Raw genomic sequence first — 17,042 nt, 5'->3', positions numbered from 1 at the left:
TCGGATCGAGTCGGATCGAGTCGGATCGAGTCGGATCGAGGGCCGCGCCAGGGGGCGCGTCGGGGGGCGCCCGGAAGCTGGAGGCGCCCCCCTAATTCACTCTTTCGGAGGAGTCCGAGCGAGTGACATCCGGGCTGGTGGCGGCCCGTGGGCCACAGCGGCCGAGGGGCCGTACGGGGGCTTGATCCCGGGCCCGACGGCGATCTGACGGGGTGTCGGCCGTCGCCCCGACGACCGCGTGCGCACGTCTCGGACTCTTGTGAATTCTTTCACCTGACCCCTTGGCCAGGTGCTGCCCTTCGTGCTGAGATGCGGGTCTACTCAACAGCTCAATGGCGCGCTCGGGGAGGGCAATGTGGCGGATACCGCCATGTCTGGTTCCGAATCAAGGGGTGGCGAAGATCCGTCCCTCGCCTACGGCAAGGAGACTCCCGTGGAGACCGCCATATGGCGTCTCCGTTCCCGAGGTTGCTGGACGGACGCGGCAGCACTGCTCGCTCCGTACGCGACCGAACCGGCCGCCGCGCTCGAACGGGCGGCCCTGCTGATCGAGCGCTGCCTCTACACCGAACAGGGCTGGGCCGAAGCCGAGGAGGCCCTCCGGGCGGCCGAGGCGGTCGCCCGCACCGACGAGGAGCGCGGGGCCGCCGCCTGCGAACGCGGCTACCTCGCCTACGCGTCCACGCTCCTCGGGGTACGCGACAGGGCCGACGAGGCCCGGATGGCGCTGGGCCGGGCGGCCGCCCTCATCGGCCCCTCGGCCGGCGGGCGGCCCCTGCTGGACTTCCGGCGCGGCCTCATGGCCCAGAACCTCGGCGACTCCCCGCAGGCGGCCCGCGCCGCGTACCGCAGGGCGCACGCGGGGGCGGCGGACCAGGGGGACTCGCTGCTGCTCTCCTCCACCTGGCGCCATCTCGCCGGACTCGCCCTGAGGGAAGGCGAGTTGGCGGAGGCGCGGCACGGCTTCGCCGAATCGCTGCGGATCCGCGAGGAGTTGGGCTACCTGGTGGGCACGGCCCCGGCCCTCACCGCCCTCGCCGACACGGAGACCGAACCGGAGGCGGGCCGGCTGCGCGCGGAAGCCAGACGCCTCTTCCGCCTCCTCGGCGGTGTACCGACCTGGCTGTCGGCTCAGCTGACGCCTCGTACGGTGACCTGAAATCGTCGACGATAACGACAAGGTGACGTTCCGCGCGCTCTGATGCGATGTGCCCTCCGCGCCCTCGGGCCCGGGGGCACATCGCCGTGCCGGCCGGTTCGGCCTCCGCGCGCGCTCAGCCGGTGTGGAGGATCCGGAAGCGATCCGGTTCCGCCGGGTCCCGGTCGGCCACCTGGACGGGGGGCCACGTCCACTGCCACACGCCGATGCCCGGCGCGCGGGAGAAGCGGATCGGCCCTCGGGTGCCCTCGACCGCCACGTGCGGCCACCCCGCGGCGACCGCCTCCCGGTCCGTGCCGTGGGCGCGGAGCACCTCGGCGAGGACGGTGCCGGTGTCCCAGCCCTCGAAGGCGACGAACGAGGGCTCCTCGCCCAGCCGTTCGGCCAGTTCCTTCCCCACGCGCTCGCCGAGCGGGCCGGGGCGCTCGGGCAGGTAGCGCAGGAACGGGACCCCGGCGCCGTCCCGGCCCAGCAGCTCGGCCCACTCGGCGAACTCCGGCTGTCCGGCCGGAGCGCCGACGAGGAGCTCCGCGAGGCGCGGGTCGCTCCGGACGGCCCTGACGATCGGCACCGCGGGCTCCGGGTGGCCGACCAGCAGGAGGAGCGCCGTCGCGCCGTGGCCGGCGAGGGCGTCGCACAGGGCGTCGGGGGTGAGCCCGTTCGCGTCGAACTCGACGACGGTGCCGCCCTGGGGAGCGACGTGGTCCCGCAGGAGACGGGTCCCGGTCGCCCAGTAGACGCTCGGCTGGGTCACCACGGCGATCCGCCGCCGGCCCGCGCCGAGGAGGAAGTCCGCGTAGGTCCGCCAGCCGTGGGACTGGGCCGGAGCCAGGCGCGCGACCCACTCCGTCGGCTCCTCGGTGAGCGCGTCGAGCACGGCGGACGAGCAGAGGTACGGCACCCCGAGGGCGTCGGCCCGGGCGGCGGCCGCGCGGGCGACGACGCTGTGGTATTCGCCGGCCAGGGCCGCCACCCCGAGTGCGGCCAGTTCGTCCACGGCCGCGGCGGCGCGCTCCGGATCGGCCGCGGTGTCCCGGACCACCAGCTCCAGCGGCCTGCCGGCGATGCCGCCGGTGGCGTTGACCTCGGAGACGGCCAGCTCCAGTCCGGCGAGCAGATGCCGCCCCGCCCCGACCCAGCCGGGCCGCGTCAGCGGGACGAGAGCCCCGAGCCGGACGGGCGCCTTCTCCGTCCTCTCGGATCCGGACGGCGGTGTCGGCGTGTTCACCCCAGTACTCATGCGGTCATTCGAACCACCGACATCGGCGACGGCAACCGATTATTCGCTGACGGACGCGGGGTCCCGTTCGTCGAGCCGAGTTCGCGCACGGCCCTCCCCGTCGTCGCGCCCCCTCCGTTGGTCGCCCTCAGTCGTGGGAGCGCGGCACGAGGCACACCAGGCTCTCGTCCGTGCCGACGAGCAGCGCGCCCGCGCCGGTGACCGCGACCGCGCGGACCGGCGGGCCCGGGCGGAAGGAGAGCGTCGCGCCGCCTTCCGGGCGGTGGAGTTCGACGAGGCCGTCGGCCCAGGCCGCGGCGACCAGCGGGCCGTGGGGCGTCTCGGTCGCGTGCAGGGAGACCACCGGGGAGCGGCGCTCCGCCAGCGGTTCGGGACGCGGGTCGCGGCCCGGTGTCCAGAACCGTACGGTCCCGTCCGCGCCGCCGGAGCACACGAACGGGGTCTCGGAGTCGACGGCCGCGACCGCCGTGACGCGGCCGCTGTGCGAGGCCGCCTGGTGCAGGCCCGTGAGGCCGAAGGCGTGCACGGAGCCGAGCCGGTCCCCCACCACGACCGAGCCCGCGATCGCCGCGAGGGCCGTGCCGGGGTGGCGGGCGAGGGTCTTGGAGACGGCCTCGGTGAGCCGCTCCAGGTACGGGGCCCTGGGCACCGTTCCCCGGACGGAGTGCAGCCTGCCCCGGTCGTCCAGGAGCAGCACCGTGCCGTCGGGGGCGGGCGCGAGGGCCGTGACCCGGCCGGGGACGGTGTGCGGGAGGCGCCCGGCGGAGCTGGCGTCGGCCTCGTGGAGCAGACGGACGGTGCCGGTGCGGTCGCCGACGAGCAGCGTGCCCTCCAAGGGGCCGCCCGCGGCGCCGAGTACGGCGACGGGACCCGGCCAGGCCGGTGCGAGGTCGCCGCGGTTGCGGGCCCAGCGGAGCCGCCAGGCGGCGCCCTCGGCGAGCTCGGCCAGCGCGGGCCGGAGCCGGGGGTCGGCGCCGTCGCCGAGCGCGGCGAGGAGCACCAGGGCGCGTTCCGCCGGGTCCTGTGCGCGGCAGAGGGACTGCCCGGCGCGCAGCCAGGCGGTCCTGAGCCCGCCGTGGTCGTCAACTCCGGCCTCGCCGGGGCCTTCACCGGTTCCGGTGACGTACGCCGTGGTGACGAGCAGCGGGTCGGCGGCGCACACGGCGAGCGGGTCGGAGAGGTCCGGCAGCGGGCGCGGGGGCTCCGCGGGGGCGTGGTCGTCGGGTGCGGGCTCCCCGTCCAGGTCGACGACCGTCGCCCGGCGCGCGGCGCGCAGGGTCTCGGGGGCCGGGCTGCCGGTCCGGGCCTCGACGACGAGCCGGACCCGGCCCACTCCTGCGAGTTCGCCGATGAGCTCGGTGAGCGCGGCGGGCTCGGCGGCGGCGTGGAGGTCCGTGAGGAGGAGGACGGCCCGGCCGGAAGGCCGCGCCTCGCTGGTGGCGAGGGCGTGGACGAGTTCGTCCGGGGACCTGGCGACGACGCCGAGCAGGTCGGCGATCGTCCAGGTCGCGCCGAGCGCGCTCTGCCCGGCGAGGGGGACGAGCACCCGGGGTGTGCGGCGGCGTCGGCCGCCGGCGCGCGGGCCGTGTGCGGCGAGCCAGTCGAGGAGCGCCGTCTTGCCGCTGCCCGGGGCGCCGGTGACGAGGCAGAGCCGGGGCGCCTCCGGGTCGGTGAGCCAGCCGAGCAGGGCCGCGGCCTCGGCTTCCGTACCGGTGACGGCTCGGCGTCCGTCCCATGCCGGGGGTGGGCTCGCGGACGGCATGGGACACCTCACGGGCGACGCGGTACGGGCGGCTGTCGCCCTTGACTTTAGTGGGCGAAGGCCCCCGGCGACCGCCCCTCACGGGGACGGTCTTCCGGGAGCTTCCACGGGCTTCCCTGCCGGTCAGGCGTCGGGGTCGCCGCCCCCCGCGACGACCTTGAGCCGGCCGACCTGGACCTGGGCGACGCTCTCGGCGCCGTCGCGCCCGAAGTCGTTGGTGATCACGTAGGACAGCACGGTGCCGATGCGCATGTAGACGCCGACGAAGTCGTTCCTCTCGATGGCAAACGACTCGTCGGCCCCGCCGCTCTCGACCTTCACCGGCGTGTAGCGGCCGGACGGGCCGTCGAACTCCTTCTTCGACTTCTCCAGCGTCTTCAGCACGGCGGCGGCCTCCTCCTCCGTACCGAAGGAGACGAGGATGAAGGTGACTCCCTTGTCCGAGCTGGAGTTGACCAGGGCCAGGTCCTTCATGCTGAGGGTCCTGGCGCCGGGGCACTCGACCTCCAGCCTGTCGAGGCAGACCTTGCCGACCTCCGCCCCCTGCACCAGGTCGGGGTCACCGGCGCCGAACGTGCCGCTGGTCAGGTCGGACGAATGCGGGAGGGCGTTGATCATCCCGGCCTCGTCCAGCGAGACCGGCGGCACCTTCTGCTCGCCCTCCGCGATTCCCGAGATCGCGTCGCTCCCCGTGACCGGGTCGGTTCCGTCGCCGCCCCCGCATCCCGCGAGTGCGGTCACCAGCACCGCCGCGACCGCGATCCCCCGTATGCCCGTCCTCATCCTGACTCCCCGTGTGGCTCCGCCGGTTGACATGATCACCAACCCTAGCGGGCCGCGGTTCAGGCGTTCGAACCGGTGAAGTGTTCGCGGACGAGGGCCTCGACGACCGGGAGGTCCTCGGCGATCAGGGCGTCGAGGAGGGCCGTGTGTTCGGCGGCGTCGGCGACGAGTTCGCCGTGGCGGAAGGCGGGCGCGCTGATCAGCGGCCACTGGGAGCGCCGGTGGAGGTCGTCGGCGACGGCGAGCAGCGAGGCGTTCCCGGCGAGGGAGAGGACGGCGCGGTGGAAGGCGCGGTCCGTCTCGGCGTAGTGGGCGCGGTCGCCCCGGGCGGCGGCCGTCGCGGTGGCCTCGGCGAGCGGGCGGAGCTCGGTCCAGCGGGCGGCCGGGACCGTGCGGGCGAGCCGCAGCATGACGGGGACCTCGATGAGCGCGCGGACCTCGGCGAGCTCGGCGAGCTCGCGCGGCGTGCGCTCGGTGACGCGGAAGCCGCGGTTCGGGACGACTTCGACGGCCCCTTCGACGGCGAGGCGCTGCATGGCCTCGCGGACGGGGGTGGCCGAGACGCCGAAGCGCTCGGCGAGGGCCGGGCCGGAGTACACCTCGCCGGGGACGAGCTCGCCGCCGACGAGGGCGGTGCGGAGGGCTTCGAGGATCTGGTCGCGGACGGAGTGCCGCTGGACGACGCGCGGGGCCGGGGCGGCCCCGGGGCGTGACGCCGCCTGCTCGCCGTGCGTGTGCTCGCCACGGGCCTGTTCCGGTACGCGCACGGCGTCGCCGAACGGCGGGTACGGCCCCTCCGTCGCCCGCTCGCGCGCTGCGCCCTGCTCCACCCGGGTCCTCCTGCGGCCTCGTGCCGGGCCCGGCTCGCGATACCCGGGTCCCCTGTGCACCATAGGCGAACGGACCGACATATGGGGCACGGGGGCCGATCCGTCGGACCCGCGGGCGACCGGAGTCCGTGCGGGGGTGAGAGGCGATCGAGATTCGGGTAAGGTAAGGCTTACCTGCTAACGATCGCGATTCGGTGGTCCGCATGACCGTCCCCGCACTGCTCGCCGCACCCCTCACCTCCCCCGTCGAGGCCTCCTACGCCCGGCTCGCGGAGGTCTTCTCCGGCCTGCGGATAGAGGAACCGACCGGGGACGAACGGCTGCCGCGCGGCGCGGGCTGGGTCGGGGCCGACGAGCTCGCGGCGGGCGGATCCGCCCTCGACGCCTTCCTCGCCTGGGACAACGCCCAGGTGCTGCGCGACTACGGCACCCAGGCCCGCCCCGACGTCGTCGCGAGCTTCGGACTGCACCGGTACGCGTGGCCCGCCTGCCTCCTCGTCACCGTGCCCTGGTTCCTGCACCGGCGGGTGCCCCGGCTGCCCGCCGCGAACGTGTCGTTCCAGCGCGCGCTCGGCCGCATGTCCGTCCGCATCGAGGAGTTCGCCTGCCTGCCCGGCGACCCCGCGGCCGGCCTGCCCGGCGCCCGAGTCGTCGCCGACGAGGAGGCACTGCGGACCGAGGTGCGCGCCTCGCTCGCCGAACACTTCGAGGCGATCCTCGGCGGCTTCGGCCCCCGGATGAAGCGCGGCCGCCGGGCTCTCTGGGGGATGGCCACGGACGAGATCGTCGAGGGCCTCTGGTACATCGGCGCCCTGCTCGGCGAGGAGGAGCGGGCGATGACCGAGCTCGACCTCCTGCTGCCGGGCACCACCGTCACCCGCAAGCAGCACAAGCCGTACGCCGGGTCGGCGGGCTTCCGCGAGCTCGCCGGTTCCGAAGGGCCGGACGGCGCCCCGCGCGCCACGAGGGACCGGGCGGCCTGCTGCTTCTTCTACACGCTGCGCCCCGAGGACACCTGCCTCACCTGCCCGCGCACCTGCGACACCGAGCGTGTCCGTCGTCTGGCCGCGACCGCCTGAGGCTCCCGGGTGATTACGCCACCCGGAAGGGTGGCGTGAATCGAACTCAACTCTCCCTCCTTGCACGGGCGTTCGAGTAGATCGCACCTATTCGTATGCCCTGGGACCCCGATGGCGTGCTCTTGCCCCGAAACCGCTTGAGCACCGCACGGGGTCGGCCAGTATGGGCCGCCAAACGCCCTACTGCGATGCAAGGGACACCGCATGAGACTGACCGACATATCGCTGGACTGGCTGCTTCCGGGCGGCGTGATGGTGGCCGGGGTCCTGACGGCGGTGGCGGTGCTCGCGCGCGGGAAGCGCGCCGGTGACCAGGCCGCGGCCGAGGACTCCTGGGAACGCAACGAGGAGCGCCGCAGACGCAAGGAGGCGGTGTACGGAACGGCTTCCTACGTCCTGCTCTTCTGCTGCGCCGCGGTCGCGGCGGCGCTCTCCTTCCACGGACTCGTCGGCTTCGGCCGGCAGAACCTCAGCCTCTCCGGGGGCTGGGAGTACCTCGTCCCCTTCGGCCTCGACGGCGCCGCCATGTTCTGCTCGGTCCTCGCCGTCCGCGAGGCCAGCCACGGCGACGCGGCGCTCGGCTCCCGGCTCCTCGTCTGGCTGTTCGCCGGCGCGGCCGCCTGGTTCAACTGGGTGCACGCCCCGCGCGGGCTGGGCCACGACGGGGCACCGCAGTTCTTCGCGGGCATGTCCCTCTCGGCGGCGGTCCTCTTCGACCGGGCGCTGAAGCAGACCCGCCGGGCGGCGCTCCGCGAGCAGGGCCTGGTGCCCCGCCCGCTGCCGCAGATCCGGATCGTCCGCTGGCTGCGCGCGCCCCGGGAGACCTTCGCGGCCTGGTCGCTGATGCTCCTGGAGAACGTACGGACGCTGGACGAGGCGGTCGACGAGGTCCGCGAGGACCGGCGGGAGAAGGAACAGAACCGGATCCGCCGGCGCGACCAGGTCAAGCTCGACCGGGCACGGCTCAAGGCCATCAACCGCCAGCACCGCGCCTTCGGGCTCGGCCGCGGCGGCGACGCCCGCCAGGTCGAGATGGCTGCGCTCGGCGCCGCGGGAGGCGCCGGTACGGGCCCCGGCCCGGGTTCCGGATCGGGTGCGGGCTCCGGCTCCGCGACGACGGCCGTGCAGGCCGCCGTCGCGGAGCCCGCCATAGCGGATCCAGGACAACTGCCGCTTCGACCCCGGCCCTCCCTGCAAGCCGTAAGGGGCGCTGAGCCCCGCGCGGGAGACTCCCGGACGGTGGACCTCACCGCCGAGGACGACACCCAGACGCTGCCCCGGCTCGATTCCCTGGAGCGCAAGCTCAAGGACCTGGAGCAGCAGTTCGGCTGAACCACGGGAACACACGGATACCGGCGGGGCCGCCTCTCAGGCGGCCCCGCCGTTCAGTTCGAACCACACCACCTTGCCCACGCCGTGCTCCTCGACCCCCCAGGAGTCGGCCAGGGCCTGGACGAGGACGAGTCCCCTGCCGTGCGTACCGTCGTCGGCGGGCGGTGCGTGCGGCCGGTCGAGTCCTGGGACGAAGTCGCGGACCTCGACCCTCAGCTGCTCGGGGACGACCGTCGCGGTCACGACGGCCCCGTGCTCGGTGTGGACCAGGGCATTGGTCACCAGCTCGCTGGTGAGCAGTTCGGCCACGTCGGAGGCGCCCGGCCCGCCCCACTTCCGCAGCATCTTCCGTAAGGCGTGTCGCACCTCCGGCACCGCGGTGAGATCCGCGCATCCCACCTTTCTGAGAAGTTGAGTCGGCTGTCGTGCCTCCCCGGCCATATCCCCCACCCACACGTCGTCGAACAGGCTCACGGGGATGCATGCCCCACCAAACCGCCCGCATTCCCCCGGGGCGGGAGGACTCAGAGCCGGGGGACGTTGCGCAGGTTGGAGCGGGCCATCTGGAGCATGCGGCCCACGCCGCCGTCCAGGACGATCTTGCTGGCGGAGAGGGCGAAGCCGGTGACCATCTCGCCGCTGATCTTGGGCGGGATGGAGAGGGCGTTGGGGTCGGTGACGACGTCCACGAGGGCCGGGCCCCGGTGCTTGAAGGCGTCCTTGAGCGCGCTCGCGAGCTGCTTGGGCTTCTCGACACGGACGCCGTAGGCCCCGGCGGCGCGCGCGATGGCCGCGAAGTCCGGGTTCTTGTTCGTCGTCCCGTACGAGGGGAGTCCGGCGACCAGCATCTCCAACTCGACCATGCTGAGAGAGGAGTTGTTGAAGACGACGACCTTCACCGGGAGGTCGTACTGGACGAGGGTGAGGAAGTCGCCCATGAGCATGGAGAATCCGCCGTCGCCGGAGAGCGACACGACCTGCCGGTTGCGGTCGGTGAACTGCGCGCCGATGGCCTGCGGCAGTGCGTTCGCCATCGAGCCGTGGCTGAACGAGCCGATGATCCTGCGCCGTCCGTTGGGCGAGAGGTAGCGGGCCGCCCAGACGTTGCACATGCCGGTGTCGACGGTGAACACGGCGTCCCCGTCGGCCAGTTCGTCGATGACGGAGGCGACGTACTCGGGGTGGATCGGGACGTGCTTCTCGACCTTGCGGGTGTAGGCCTTCACGACGCCTTCGAGTGCGTCGGCGTGTTTCTTGAGCATCTTGTCGAGGAAGCGGCGGTCGGTCTTGGCCCGGACGCGCGGGACGACACAGCGCAGGGTCTCCCGGACGTCCCCCCAGATCGCGAGGTCGAGGCGGGAGCGCCGGCCGAGGTGCTCGGGCCGGACGTCCACCTGGACGATCTTCACGTCGTCGGGCAGGAAGGCGTTGTACGGGAAGTCCGTGCCGAGCAGGATCAGCAGGTCGCACTCGTGGGTGGCCTCGTAGGCGGCGCCGTAGCCGAGCAGCCCGCTCATGCCGACGTCGAACGGATTGTCGTACTGAATCCACTCTTTTCCCCGCAGGGCGTGGCCGACCGGGGCCTTGATCCGCTCGGCGAACTGCATCACCTCGGCGTGCGCGCCCGCCGTGCCGCTGCCGCAGAAGAGCGTCACCCGGTCGGCCGCGTCGATCATCCGGACGAGCGCGTCGATCTCGTCGTCGCCCGGCCGGACGGTGGGGCGGGAGGTGACGAGCGCGGTCTCCGCGGCCTTGTCGGGTGCGGGCAGGGAGGCGATGTCGCCGGGCAGCGAGACGACGCTGACGCCGCTGCGGCCGACGGCGTGCTGGATCGCCGTCTGGAGCAGCCGGGGCATCTGCTTCGGGTTGGAGATCAGCTCGCTGTAGTGGCTGCACTCGCGGAAGAGCTGGTCGGGGTGGGTCTCCTGGAAGTAGCCGAGGCCGATCTCGCTGGACGGGATGTGCGAGGCGAGGGCCAGGACCGGGGCCATGGAACGGTGGGCGTCGTACAGGCCGTTGATGAGGTGCAGATTCCCGGGGCCGCAGGAGCCCGCGCAGGCGGCGAGGCTGCCGGTGATCTGGGCCTCGGCACCGGCGGCGAAGGCGGCCACCTCCTCGTGCCGCACCTGGACCCAGTCGAGCGCGGAGGTGCGGCGGATGGCGTCGACGACCGGGTTCAGGCTGTCGCCGACGACGCCGTACAGACGCTTCACGCCCGCGCGCACGAGGATGTCGACGAACTGTTCTGCGACGTTCTGTTTGGCCATGGCTCCATCAACACACGGCCCGGCGCGTTACGCCTCCCAGACGGCGACCCCCGTGCGGTCGTCGGCGTACCCCGTCACCCTCAGCTGGGTGTCGGTGAGGAAGGCGGCGAGGCCGGGCGGCTCCTGGTCGGCCCAGCGGGTGGCGAGTTCGCGGGCGAGAGCGGGTTCGCCGCGCATCGGCTCGGCGAGTCCGGGCGAGGCGAGGAGCAGGGTGTCCCCGGGGCGGGCGACGGAGGCCCGGAAGCGGAACGGTTCGGCGGGCGGCGGGACGGGCTCCTCCACGAGCGGGCCCGGTGGGGTCGTGACGCCGAGGTTCATGGTGAGCCGGTCGCCCTCCTCGGTCTCGGCCGCGTCCTTCGGCGAGGGCGAGCCGAAGCCGACGACGGGGGCGCCGGTGACGGCCGCGGGCTCGGGCAGCAGCGGTTCGATGTCCTGCCAGGAGCCCTCCCGGAGCCGGAAGAGGCCACCGCCGCCGATCCCGAAGAAGACGCGCGTGCGGCACTCGGGGTCGGCCGGGACGAGGAGGCAGCGGAGGGTCGCGGTGTACTCGTCGGGAGCGAGGCCCCGGTCGGCGGCGCGGGCGCGCAGTTTGCCGTACGTACGGTCGGTGAGCCGGTGCAGTCCGGACTTGAGGTCGCCGCGGCGGCCGCTCCTGATGTCCTCCGAGAGCCGGGCGTGGCTGCGGCCGACGGCCTCCGCGATCCACTGGCAGGCGTCGGCGGCGGCGAGATGGGCGTCCTCGGCGGCGCGGGAGCCTGCGGCGACGGCGACGAGGACGAGCGCGGCCTCGTCGTGGCCGAAGCGGGCGGTGAGCAGGGCGTCGCGGCGGGGTTCGCCGCGGTAGCGGGCGGAGTCGCCGCGCACGGAGGCGGCCCGCAGGGTGCAGGTGCCGTAGCGGGCGCCGTCCAGGACGGTGTCGGCGACCAGTTCGGCGAGCTCGCCGGGCCGGGCTACGGGGAGGGCGGTGGGCTCGGCCTCGTAGGTCGGCGGTCTGTTGCCGACGAATCCGGCCGCCCGGGGGCGGGGCACGGGCACCTGGACGGTGAGATCGGCGTCGGGCCCGGTCTCCGGGTCGGCGTCGACGTCCGCACCGGCCTGGGGCTCCGGAGCCGCCTCCGGCATCGCGACCTGGACGGTGGGCGTCTCGGCCGGCGGGGCGACGGGGGGCGGGGGCGGGGCAGCGGGCGGCGGCCCGGGGAAGGAGCGCGGCCCCTGCTCGGGGGTCTCCCAGGGTGCCGGCGCCCGGCCGGTCGGGACGGCCCGAGGATCCGGCGCGGGCTCCTCGGCCTGCGCCGGGGCCGTGTCGGACGGTGCCTCCGGCTTCAGGACCGGGCTCGGGCCCGGCGGGCCCGTGGTGGCGCGGGGCGCCGTGGCGAAGTGGTCGTCCAGCGATTCACCCGGGACCGTCGGGGCCGTGTCCGGCGCCGGCTCGTCGTAGAGCTTGTCCCACCAGTTGTCCCCCTGCTGAGTCATGCCCTTATTGTCCACCGCACACGGCGCCCGAAAACGGACATCAGGAAAACCGTTGCTGCGAAAGAGTGACGCGACATGAGTGGTCCGCCGGGCGGCCCCACCCCCCACGGGAAGGACGCCCGGCGGACCGTCGTGATCAGCGCACGTCGTAAGCGCGGACCACGGTCTGGGTGACGGAGTTGCCGTTGGCGTCCGTCAGTTCGGTCCTCAGGGTGACGGGCTCACCGGACGCGCCCGCGTGGTTCACGGTCGCGGTCCACTGACCGCCCTGCTGGGAGACCCGCGCTTCCGTCCAGGTCGTGCCCTCGTCGTAGGAGTACGAGAGCTTCGCCGAGGTGAGCGCTGCGGGAGTGTAGCCCGCGTGACCCGTCGCGGTGAGGCCGATCTGCTGGCCATCGGTCGCGGCGAGGGTCTTGAGTCCGTCCTCCGGAAGGTCGTACCGGGGGAAGAGAATCGGGATGCCCTGAGAATAGACGCTCTCGTCAAGCTTGGAGGTGAATTCCCACTTCGAATTGACGGAGGTGGAGCGGGCCCACACCTTGCTGCCGATCTTCATGGTGTTCTGTTCGAGCGTGTACGTCCCGGCTTCGGCGGGTACCTCGAACACTCCGAACGGCCAGCTGCTCGTGCCCAGGACCTCGCCGTCGCGGCTGAGGCTGACGTTGCCGATGTCCCCGAAGGAGCCCGGCACGGCGTGGTGGGTGCGGTCGCCCCACATGGCGTCGGCGAAGCCGATCAGGTTGCCCTGGCGCTCGGCGACGAGCACCGGCTCGCCGGCCGCGTCGCGCGGGGCGGTGGGGGCGATGACCCCGTCGTACCAGTTCTCGGTGCGCTTCTCTCCGGGGGTGTAGGCGTGCGGGGTGCCGACCATGATCTCCCCGAAGGGGAAGCTGCTGCCGACCATCGGCTCCCAGCTCGTGTCGCCGGCCGAGTAGTACTCGGTGCGGGCGCCGGGCGCGGGGACCGTCTCCAGCGAGCCGAAGCCGACGCGGACGCCGTCCGGGCGGCGCGCCCCCGCGAAGTCGATGAAGTCGGTGGCGATACCGGCCGACCCGTAGGTGGAGTCCGTGCGGCCGAGCTCGCGGTCGCGGACCCGGTAGTCCTTGTCGTCGCGGATCGCGCCGGTCTCGGGGAACGCGAGGTTGTAGACGTAGGGGCTCTTCGCCGTGGCCTTCCAGGCGAGGGTGACCTCGCCGGCCGCCAGCTTGCCGAGGAGCGCGGTCGCCTCCGTGGACGGGACGCCGAGGACGGGCAGGCCGAGGCCGGTGAAGCCGCCGGTCGGGTACCAGCGGCCGGGGGCCGAGTGGTACGTGACGACGGCGACGGCGCCGGCGGCCTTGGCGTTACGGGCGAGGGTGCCCGCGGCGGTGGAGTCGTCCGGCAGTCGGACGAGGGCGACGCGGCCCTCGACCCCGGCGGCCCTGAGCTCGTCGGGCGTGCCGGTTCCGGCGTCGACGAGGCGGGCGGAGCCCGTGCCGTCGAGGTTGTCGGAGCCGAGGGAGGCGGTGAGCGGGTGCAGGGTCAGTCCGTCGGCGGTGCGCAGCGAGGTGATCTGCGGTGCGGCGGCGCGCCAGTAGCTGCCGAACTCGAAGTCGCCCTCGTCGGCGCGGCCTTCGACGGAGGCGTAGTAGTTCCGGATGGTGCGCGGTCCGGCGGCGGTGCCGGCGTGCATCCAGGTGTCGTCCCAGGAGCGGCTGAACGCGAGCGTGGCGCCTCGGAGTTCGGTGGTCCCGTCGGTCTTCACCGACAGCTTGTGGGCCTTGCGGGCGTCGAGGACGACGGTGGTGTCCTTCTTCAGCTCCAGCTGCGGGCGGCCGAGGTAGCTGAGCGAGTCGTTCAGCGTGGCGCCCTCTCCGGCGTCCGGAGTGGTGACGAAGGAGGAGAGGAAGTAGCTGCCGGGACGCAGGCGGTAGACCTGGTCGGCGGCTCCTTCGTTGAAGCGGCGCTCTCCGCTCGCGTCGTCGGTGCCGATGAGGTCGAGGGAGGACGCGCCGTCGGCGGGCTTGCCCTGACGGTCGATCAGCTTGACCCGGAGGGTGACGGTCTCGGGCTCGACGTAGAGCGAGAAGGGGGTCGAGACGTGGATCCCGCCGGGCCCGGTGGCGAGGACGCGGCCGGTGACGTCGCCGTACTGGGCGCGGTCCAGACGAGCGGCGGGGTCGAGCTCCAGCGGGACCTGGACGGTGGCGCCGGCCGGGACGGTGACGGTGCGCTTGGCGAGGCGGGCGACCGAACTCCGGACTCCCGAGCCGTCGTTGCCGGTGACCTTCTCGACGGAGAGGTTCAGGGCGACGGGGGCTTCGGAGGTGTTGGTGTACGGGACGGAGACCGTGGTGCGGTCGCTCCTGTCCTGCGGCCAGTCGAACGTGCCGCCCTGGACGGCGGGGGCGCCGAGGACGGTCTGGTCGATGGCCGCCTTGACGTCGAGGCGGCCGCCGCCGACCTCGCGGACGTCACCGGGGAGGTCGCTCTCCGCGGAGGAGACGAGGGCGGCCTTGATCTGCTGGGCGGTCCAGTCGGGGTGGCGCTGCTTGACGATGGCGGCGGCGCCCGCGACGTGCGGGGTGGCCATCGACGTACCGGACATCGACTGATAGGCGTACACGCCCCGGCCGCCGGCGGCGGCCGCGGAGATGCCGACGCCGGGCGCGGCTATCTCGGGCTTGAGGGTGTGGTTGACGATCGTCGGGCCGCGGCTGGAGAAGTACGCGGTGGAGTCGTCGCGGTCGGTGGCGCCGACGGTGAGGACGCTGGGCGCGCAGCCGGGCGAGGAGACGGTGTTGAGGGTCGGGCCGGAGTTTCCGGCAGCGATGACGAACAACGTGCCCTTTTCCTGGGCGAGTTCCTCGGCGGCGACGCTCATCGGGTCGGTGCAGTCGGTGGGGACGGAGCTGCCGAGGCTCATGGAGACGACGTCGGCGCCCTGGGCGACGGCCCACTCCATGCCCGCGATGATCCAGCTGGCGGCGCCGGAGCCCGAGTCGTTGAGGACCTTGCCGTTGAGGAGGTCGGCGCCGGGGGCGACGCCCTTCTTCCTGCCGTCGCTCGCGGCGCCGGACCCGCCGACGGTCGAGATGGTGTGGGTGCCGTGGCCCTGGCGGTCGCCGGCGCTCTCGGAGTCGGTGAAGTTCTCCGAGGCGGTGACGCGGCCCTTGAGGTCGGGGTGCTCGGTGTCTGCGCCGGTGTCGAGGACGGCGACCTTGGTGCCGGTGCCGTCGTAGCCGGCGGCCCAGGCCTCGGGGGCGTGGACCTGCTTCGTCGAGCGCTCCAGGGTGGCCTGAACCTTGCGGTCGAGCCAGAGCTTCTCGATGCCGGCGGCGGAGCGGGCCCGCGGGGTGTTCACGTCGGCCCAGAAGGTGGCGGCCTGCTTCTTGTCGGCCTTGAGTGCGACGCCGTCGACGGTCTTGAGGACCTGGCCGCGCCGGGCGCCGCGCGGGGCGGCGGGGACCGAGCGGGCGAGGTCGGAGCCGTAGACCGCGATGAGCGGCAGGGTGGTGGTGGAGGCGTCGTCGTAGCCCTGGCGGATGAGGCCGGTGACGTTGAAGAGCTCCTCGTCGACGCGGCCCGCGGCGAGCGCGTCGGTGGCGTCCTCGGGGTAGACGTACAGGTCCTGGCCGGAGCGGCGGGTCTGGACGAGCGGGACGGTGCCGTCCTCGCGGGGCAGCGCCGTGGCCGCCGGGTTCCCGTCGGCGTCGTGGCTGACCAGGACGCGGTCCCCGGTGACCAGGGTGACCGTGGCGGTCCGGTCACCGGCGCGGGCCGAGGCCTCGCTGCCGACCAGCGGTCGCTTGCCGGCCGTACCGTCCTGTGGCTCATTCGCCATGGACGGCGCGACCGCGGTGACGGCCAGCACGGCGGCGGTCGCCGCCCCCAGGGCCGTACGCGAAATCGGGCGCATCGCTCTCCCCATCTGATTCCGGAAAAAGGGCACAAGACACCCGTCTCCGGAGGCTGTTGGTGCTGCGGTGGCGCCACATTGGCAGAGGTGAGGGCGGTACAGGGATGATGGGCAAGGCGGGAATACGCCGTGGCCGTTTCCCGCCAGGTCACCAACGGAACGAATGCCTCCGGTGAAGGTCCCGGGAAGATCCGGCGCGGCCCATCGGATGTACGGCGAGGGGTGGGGCAACCATGCTGGGAGCGATAGGGCTCGACGAGCGCCAGGAGGCCGCGTACCGCGCCCTGGTCGCGCTGGGCGCGGCCGAGGTCACCGATCTCGCACACCGGCTCGCCCTGCCCGAGCAGGACACGGAGCGGGCGCTGCGCCGGCTGGAGTCCCAGGGGCTCGCCGCGCAGTCCTCGGCCAGGACCGGACGCTGGGTGGCGGCGCCGCCGGGCGTGGCTCTGGGCGCCCTGCTGACGCAGCAGCGCCACGAGCTGGAGCAGGCGGAGCTGGCGGCGGCGCTGCTGGCGGAGGAGTACCGCGCGGAGGCGGCGGAGGCGGCGGTCCACGACCTGGTGGAGGTGGTGACGGGCGCGAGCGCCGTCACCCACCGCTTCCTCCAGCTCCAGCTGGGCGCGCAGGAGGAGGTCTGCGCCCTGGTGACGGGCAAGCCGATCGCGGTCACCGGCATGGAGAACGACGCGGAGGAGCAGGCGGCCGGGCGGGGCGTGCGCTACCGGGTGGTGATCGAGCGCGAGGTGCTCGGCCTGCCGTCCGGGCTGCTGGAACTCTCGGCGGCGCTCAGCCGCGAGGAGCGCATCCGGGTCGCGGACCGGGTCCCCACCAAGCTGGTGGTCGCCGACCGCTCCCTCGCCATGGTCCCGCTGACGGGACGGGGCGCGGAGCCCGCGGCGATCGTCGTCCACGCGAGCGGGCTCCTCGAATCGCTGATGGGCCTCTTCGAGTCGGTGTGGCGGGAGGCCCTGCCGCTCCGGCTCGGCGCGGGCGCCCAGATCACCGAGGACGAGGCCCCGGGCCCGGACGTGATGGACCTGGAGATCCTGTCGCTGCTCCTCGCCGGGATGACGGACGCGAGCGTGGCGAAGCAGCTGGACCTGGGCCTGCGGACGGTCCAGCGCCGGGTCAAGGGCCTGATGGAGCTGACCGGCGTGACGACCCGCCTCCAGCTGGGCTGGCACGCGTACGAGAAGGGCTGGGTGGCGCGCGGCTAGGG

General features: G+C 73.6%; 12 protein-coding genes. 4 read left to right on the top strand and 8 right to left on the bottom strand.

Annotated elements, in window-relative coordinates:
- The first annotated feature begins 370 nt into the window (after positions 1–370).
- Positions 371–1,159: a hypothetical protein gene (locus tag IE124_RS04630; protein WP_189505092.1), complete on the top strand. Its 789-nt coding sequence runs from the start codon at positions 371–373 to the stop codon at positions 1,157–1,159.
- 115 nt (positions 1,160–1,274) lie between these two features.
- On the opposite strand, the gene IE124_RS04625 is transcribed toward IE124_RS04630, so the two are convergent.
- From IE124_RS04625 to IE124_RS04610, 4 genes are all read right to left on the bottom strand, one after another.
- Positions 1,275–2,387 carry an ABC transporter substrate-binding protein gene (locus IE124_RS04625; protein ID WP_189505539.1) on the bottom strand — a complete coding sequence of 371 codons (1,113 nt, stop codon included), beginning with the start codon at positions 2,385–2,387 and terminating at the stop codon, positions 1,275–1,277.
- Between the two features lie 139 nt (positions 2,388–2,526).
- A complete protein-coding gene (locus tag IE124_RS04620) occupies positions 2,527–4,161 on the bottom strand; it encodes a WD40 repeat domain-containing protein (RefSeq protein ID WP_189505091.1) in 1,635 nt (544 codons plus the stop codon).
- A 123-nt stretch (positions 4,162–4,284) separates the two neighbouring features.
- Positions 4,285–4,944 (bottom strand): hypothetical protein, encoded by a 660-nt coding sequence (locus tag IE124_RS04615; protein ID WP_189505089.1) that lies wholly within the window; start codon positions 4,942–4,944, stop codon positions 4,285–4,287.
- A gap of 59 nt (positions 4,945–5,003) precedes the next feature.
- Positions 5,004–5,774, bottom strand: coding sequence for a GntR family transcriptional regulator (locus tag IE124_RS04610; RefSeq protein WP_189505087.1), 771 nt, complete (start codon positions 5,772–5,774; stop codon positions 5,004–5,006).
- Positions 5,775–5,977: 203 nt separating this feature from the next.
- Here IE124_RS04610 and IE124_RS04605 point away from each other — a divergent pair, with 203 nt between their 5' ends.
- Together IE124_RS04605 and IE124_RS04600 are read left to right on the top strand one after the other, a co-directional pair.
- Positions 5,978–6,853: a (2Fe-2S)-binding protein gene (locus tag IE124_RS04605; RefSeq protein WP_189505085.1), complete on the top strand. Its 876-nt coding sequence runs from the start codon at positions 5,978–5,980 to the stop codon at positions 6,851–6,853.
- A 204-nt stretch (positions 6,854–7,057) separates the two neighbouring features.
- Positions 7,058–8,185 (top strand): DUF2637 domain-containing protein, encoded by a 1,128-nt coding sequence (locus IE124_RS04600; protein ID WP_189505083.1) that lies wholly within the window; start codon positions 7,058–7,060, stop codon positions 8,183–8,185.
- 36 nt (positions 8,186–8,221) lie between these two features.
- On the opposite strand, the gene IE124_RS04595 is transcribed toward IE124_RS04600, so the two are convergent.
- The 4 genes from IE124_RS04595 to IE124_RS04580 all read right to left on the bottom strand — a co-directional run bounded on the left by IE124_RS04595 (position 8,222) and on the right by IE124_RS04580 (position 15,823).
- On the bottom strand, positions 8,222–8,626 hold the full coding sequence (locus IE124_RS04595) for an ATP-binding protein (RefSeq protein WP_150274242.1): 405 nt from the start codon (positions 8,624–8,626) through the stop codon (positions 8,222–8,224).
- 83 nt (positions 8,627–8,709) lie between these two features.
- Positions 8,710–10,452: a pyruvate dehydrogenase gene (locus tag IE124_RS04590; protein WP_189505081.1), complete on the bottom strand. Its 1,743-nt coding sequence runs from the start codon at positions 10,450–10,452 to the stop codon at positions 8,710–8,712.
- A gap of 27 nt (positions 10,453–10,479) precedes the next feature.
- On the bottom strand, positions 10,480–11,925 hold the full coding sequence (locus tag IE124_RS04585; protein ID WP_189505080.1) for a protein phosphatase 2C domain-containing protein: 1,446 nt from the start codon (positions 11,923–11,925) through the stop codon (positions 10,480–10,482).
- A gap of 136 nt (positions 11,926–12,061) precedes the next feature.
- Positions 12,062–15,823 (bottom strand): S8 family peptidase, encoded by a 3,762-nt coding sequence (locus IE124_RS04580; protein WP_189505078.1) that lies wholly within the window; start codon positions 15,821–15,823, stop codon positions 12,062–12,064.
- A 233-nt stretch (positions 15,824–16,056) separates the two neighbouring features.
- Here IE124_RS04580 and IE124_RS04575 point away from each other — a divergent pair, with 233 nt between their 5' ends.
- A complete protein-coding gene (locus IE124_RS04575) occupies positions 16,057–17,040 on the top strand; it encodes a helix-turn-helix transcriptional regulator (protein WP_189505076.1) in 984 nt (327 codons plus the stop codon).
- The last annotated feature ends 2 nt before the right edge of the window (positions 17,041–17,042 follow it).

It is taken from the genome of Streptomyces narbonensis, assembly GCF_014649015.1.
Taxonomy (GTDB): Bacteria; Actinomycetota; Actinomycetes; order Streptomycetales; family Streptomycetaceae; genus Streptomyces; species Streptomyces narbonensis.
The sequence above is the reverse complement of the archived record's forward strand: the minus strand, read 5'-3'. Positions and strand labels throughout refer to the sequence as shown.

Bases quoted from the DNA above. Each gene is read 5' to 3' on its own strand.
- IE124_RS04630 (WP_189505092.1), top strand. From the start codon at position 371: ATGTCTGGTTCCGAATCAAGGGGTGGCGAAGATCCGTCCCTCGCCTAC.
- IE124_RS04620 (WP_189505091.1), bottom strand. From the start codon at position 4,161: ATGCCGTCCGCGAGCCCACCCCCGGCATGGGACGGACGCCGAGCCGTC.
- IE124_RS04615 (WP_189505089.1), bottom strand. From the start codon at position 4,944: ATGAGGACGGGCATACGGGGGATCGCGGTCGCGGCGGTGCTGGTGACC.
- IE124_RS04605 (WP_189505085.1), top strand. From the start codon at position 5,978: ATGACCGTCCCCGCACTGCTCGCCGCACCCCTCACCTCCCCCGTCGAG.
- IE124_RS04600 (WP_189505083.1), top strand. From the start codon at position 7,058: ATGAGACTGACCGACATATCGCTGGACTGGCTGCTTCCGGGCGGCGTG.
- IE124_RS04595 (WP_150274242.1), bottom strand. From the start codon at position 8,626: ATGGCCGGGGAGGCACGACAGCCGACTCAACTTCTCAGAAAGGTGGGA.
- IE124_RS04590 (WP_189505081.1), bottom strand. From the start codon at position 10,452: ATGGCCAAACAGAACGTCGCAGAACAGTTCGTCGACATCCTCGTGCGC.
- IE124_RS04585 (WP_189505080.1), bottom strand. From the start codon at position 11,925: ATGACTCAGCAGGGGGACAACTGGTGGGACAAGCTCTACGACGAGCCG.
- IE124_RS04580 (WP_189505078.1), bottom strand. From the start codon at position 15,823: ATGCGCCCGATTTCGCGTACGGCCCTGGGGGCGGCGACCGCCGCCGTG.
- IE124_RS04575 (WP_189505076.1), top strand. From the start codon at position 16,057: ATGCTGGGAGCGATAGGGCTCGACGAGCGCCAGGAGGCCGCGTACCGC.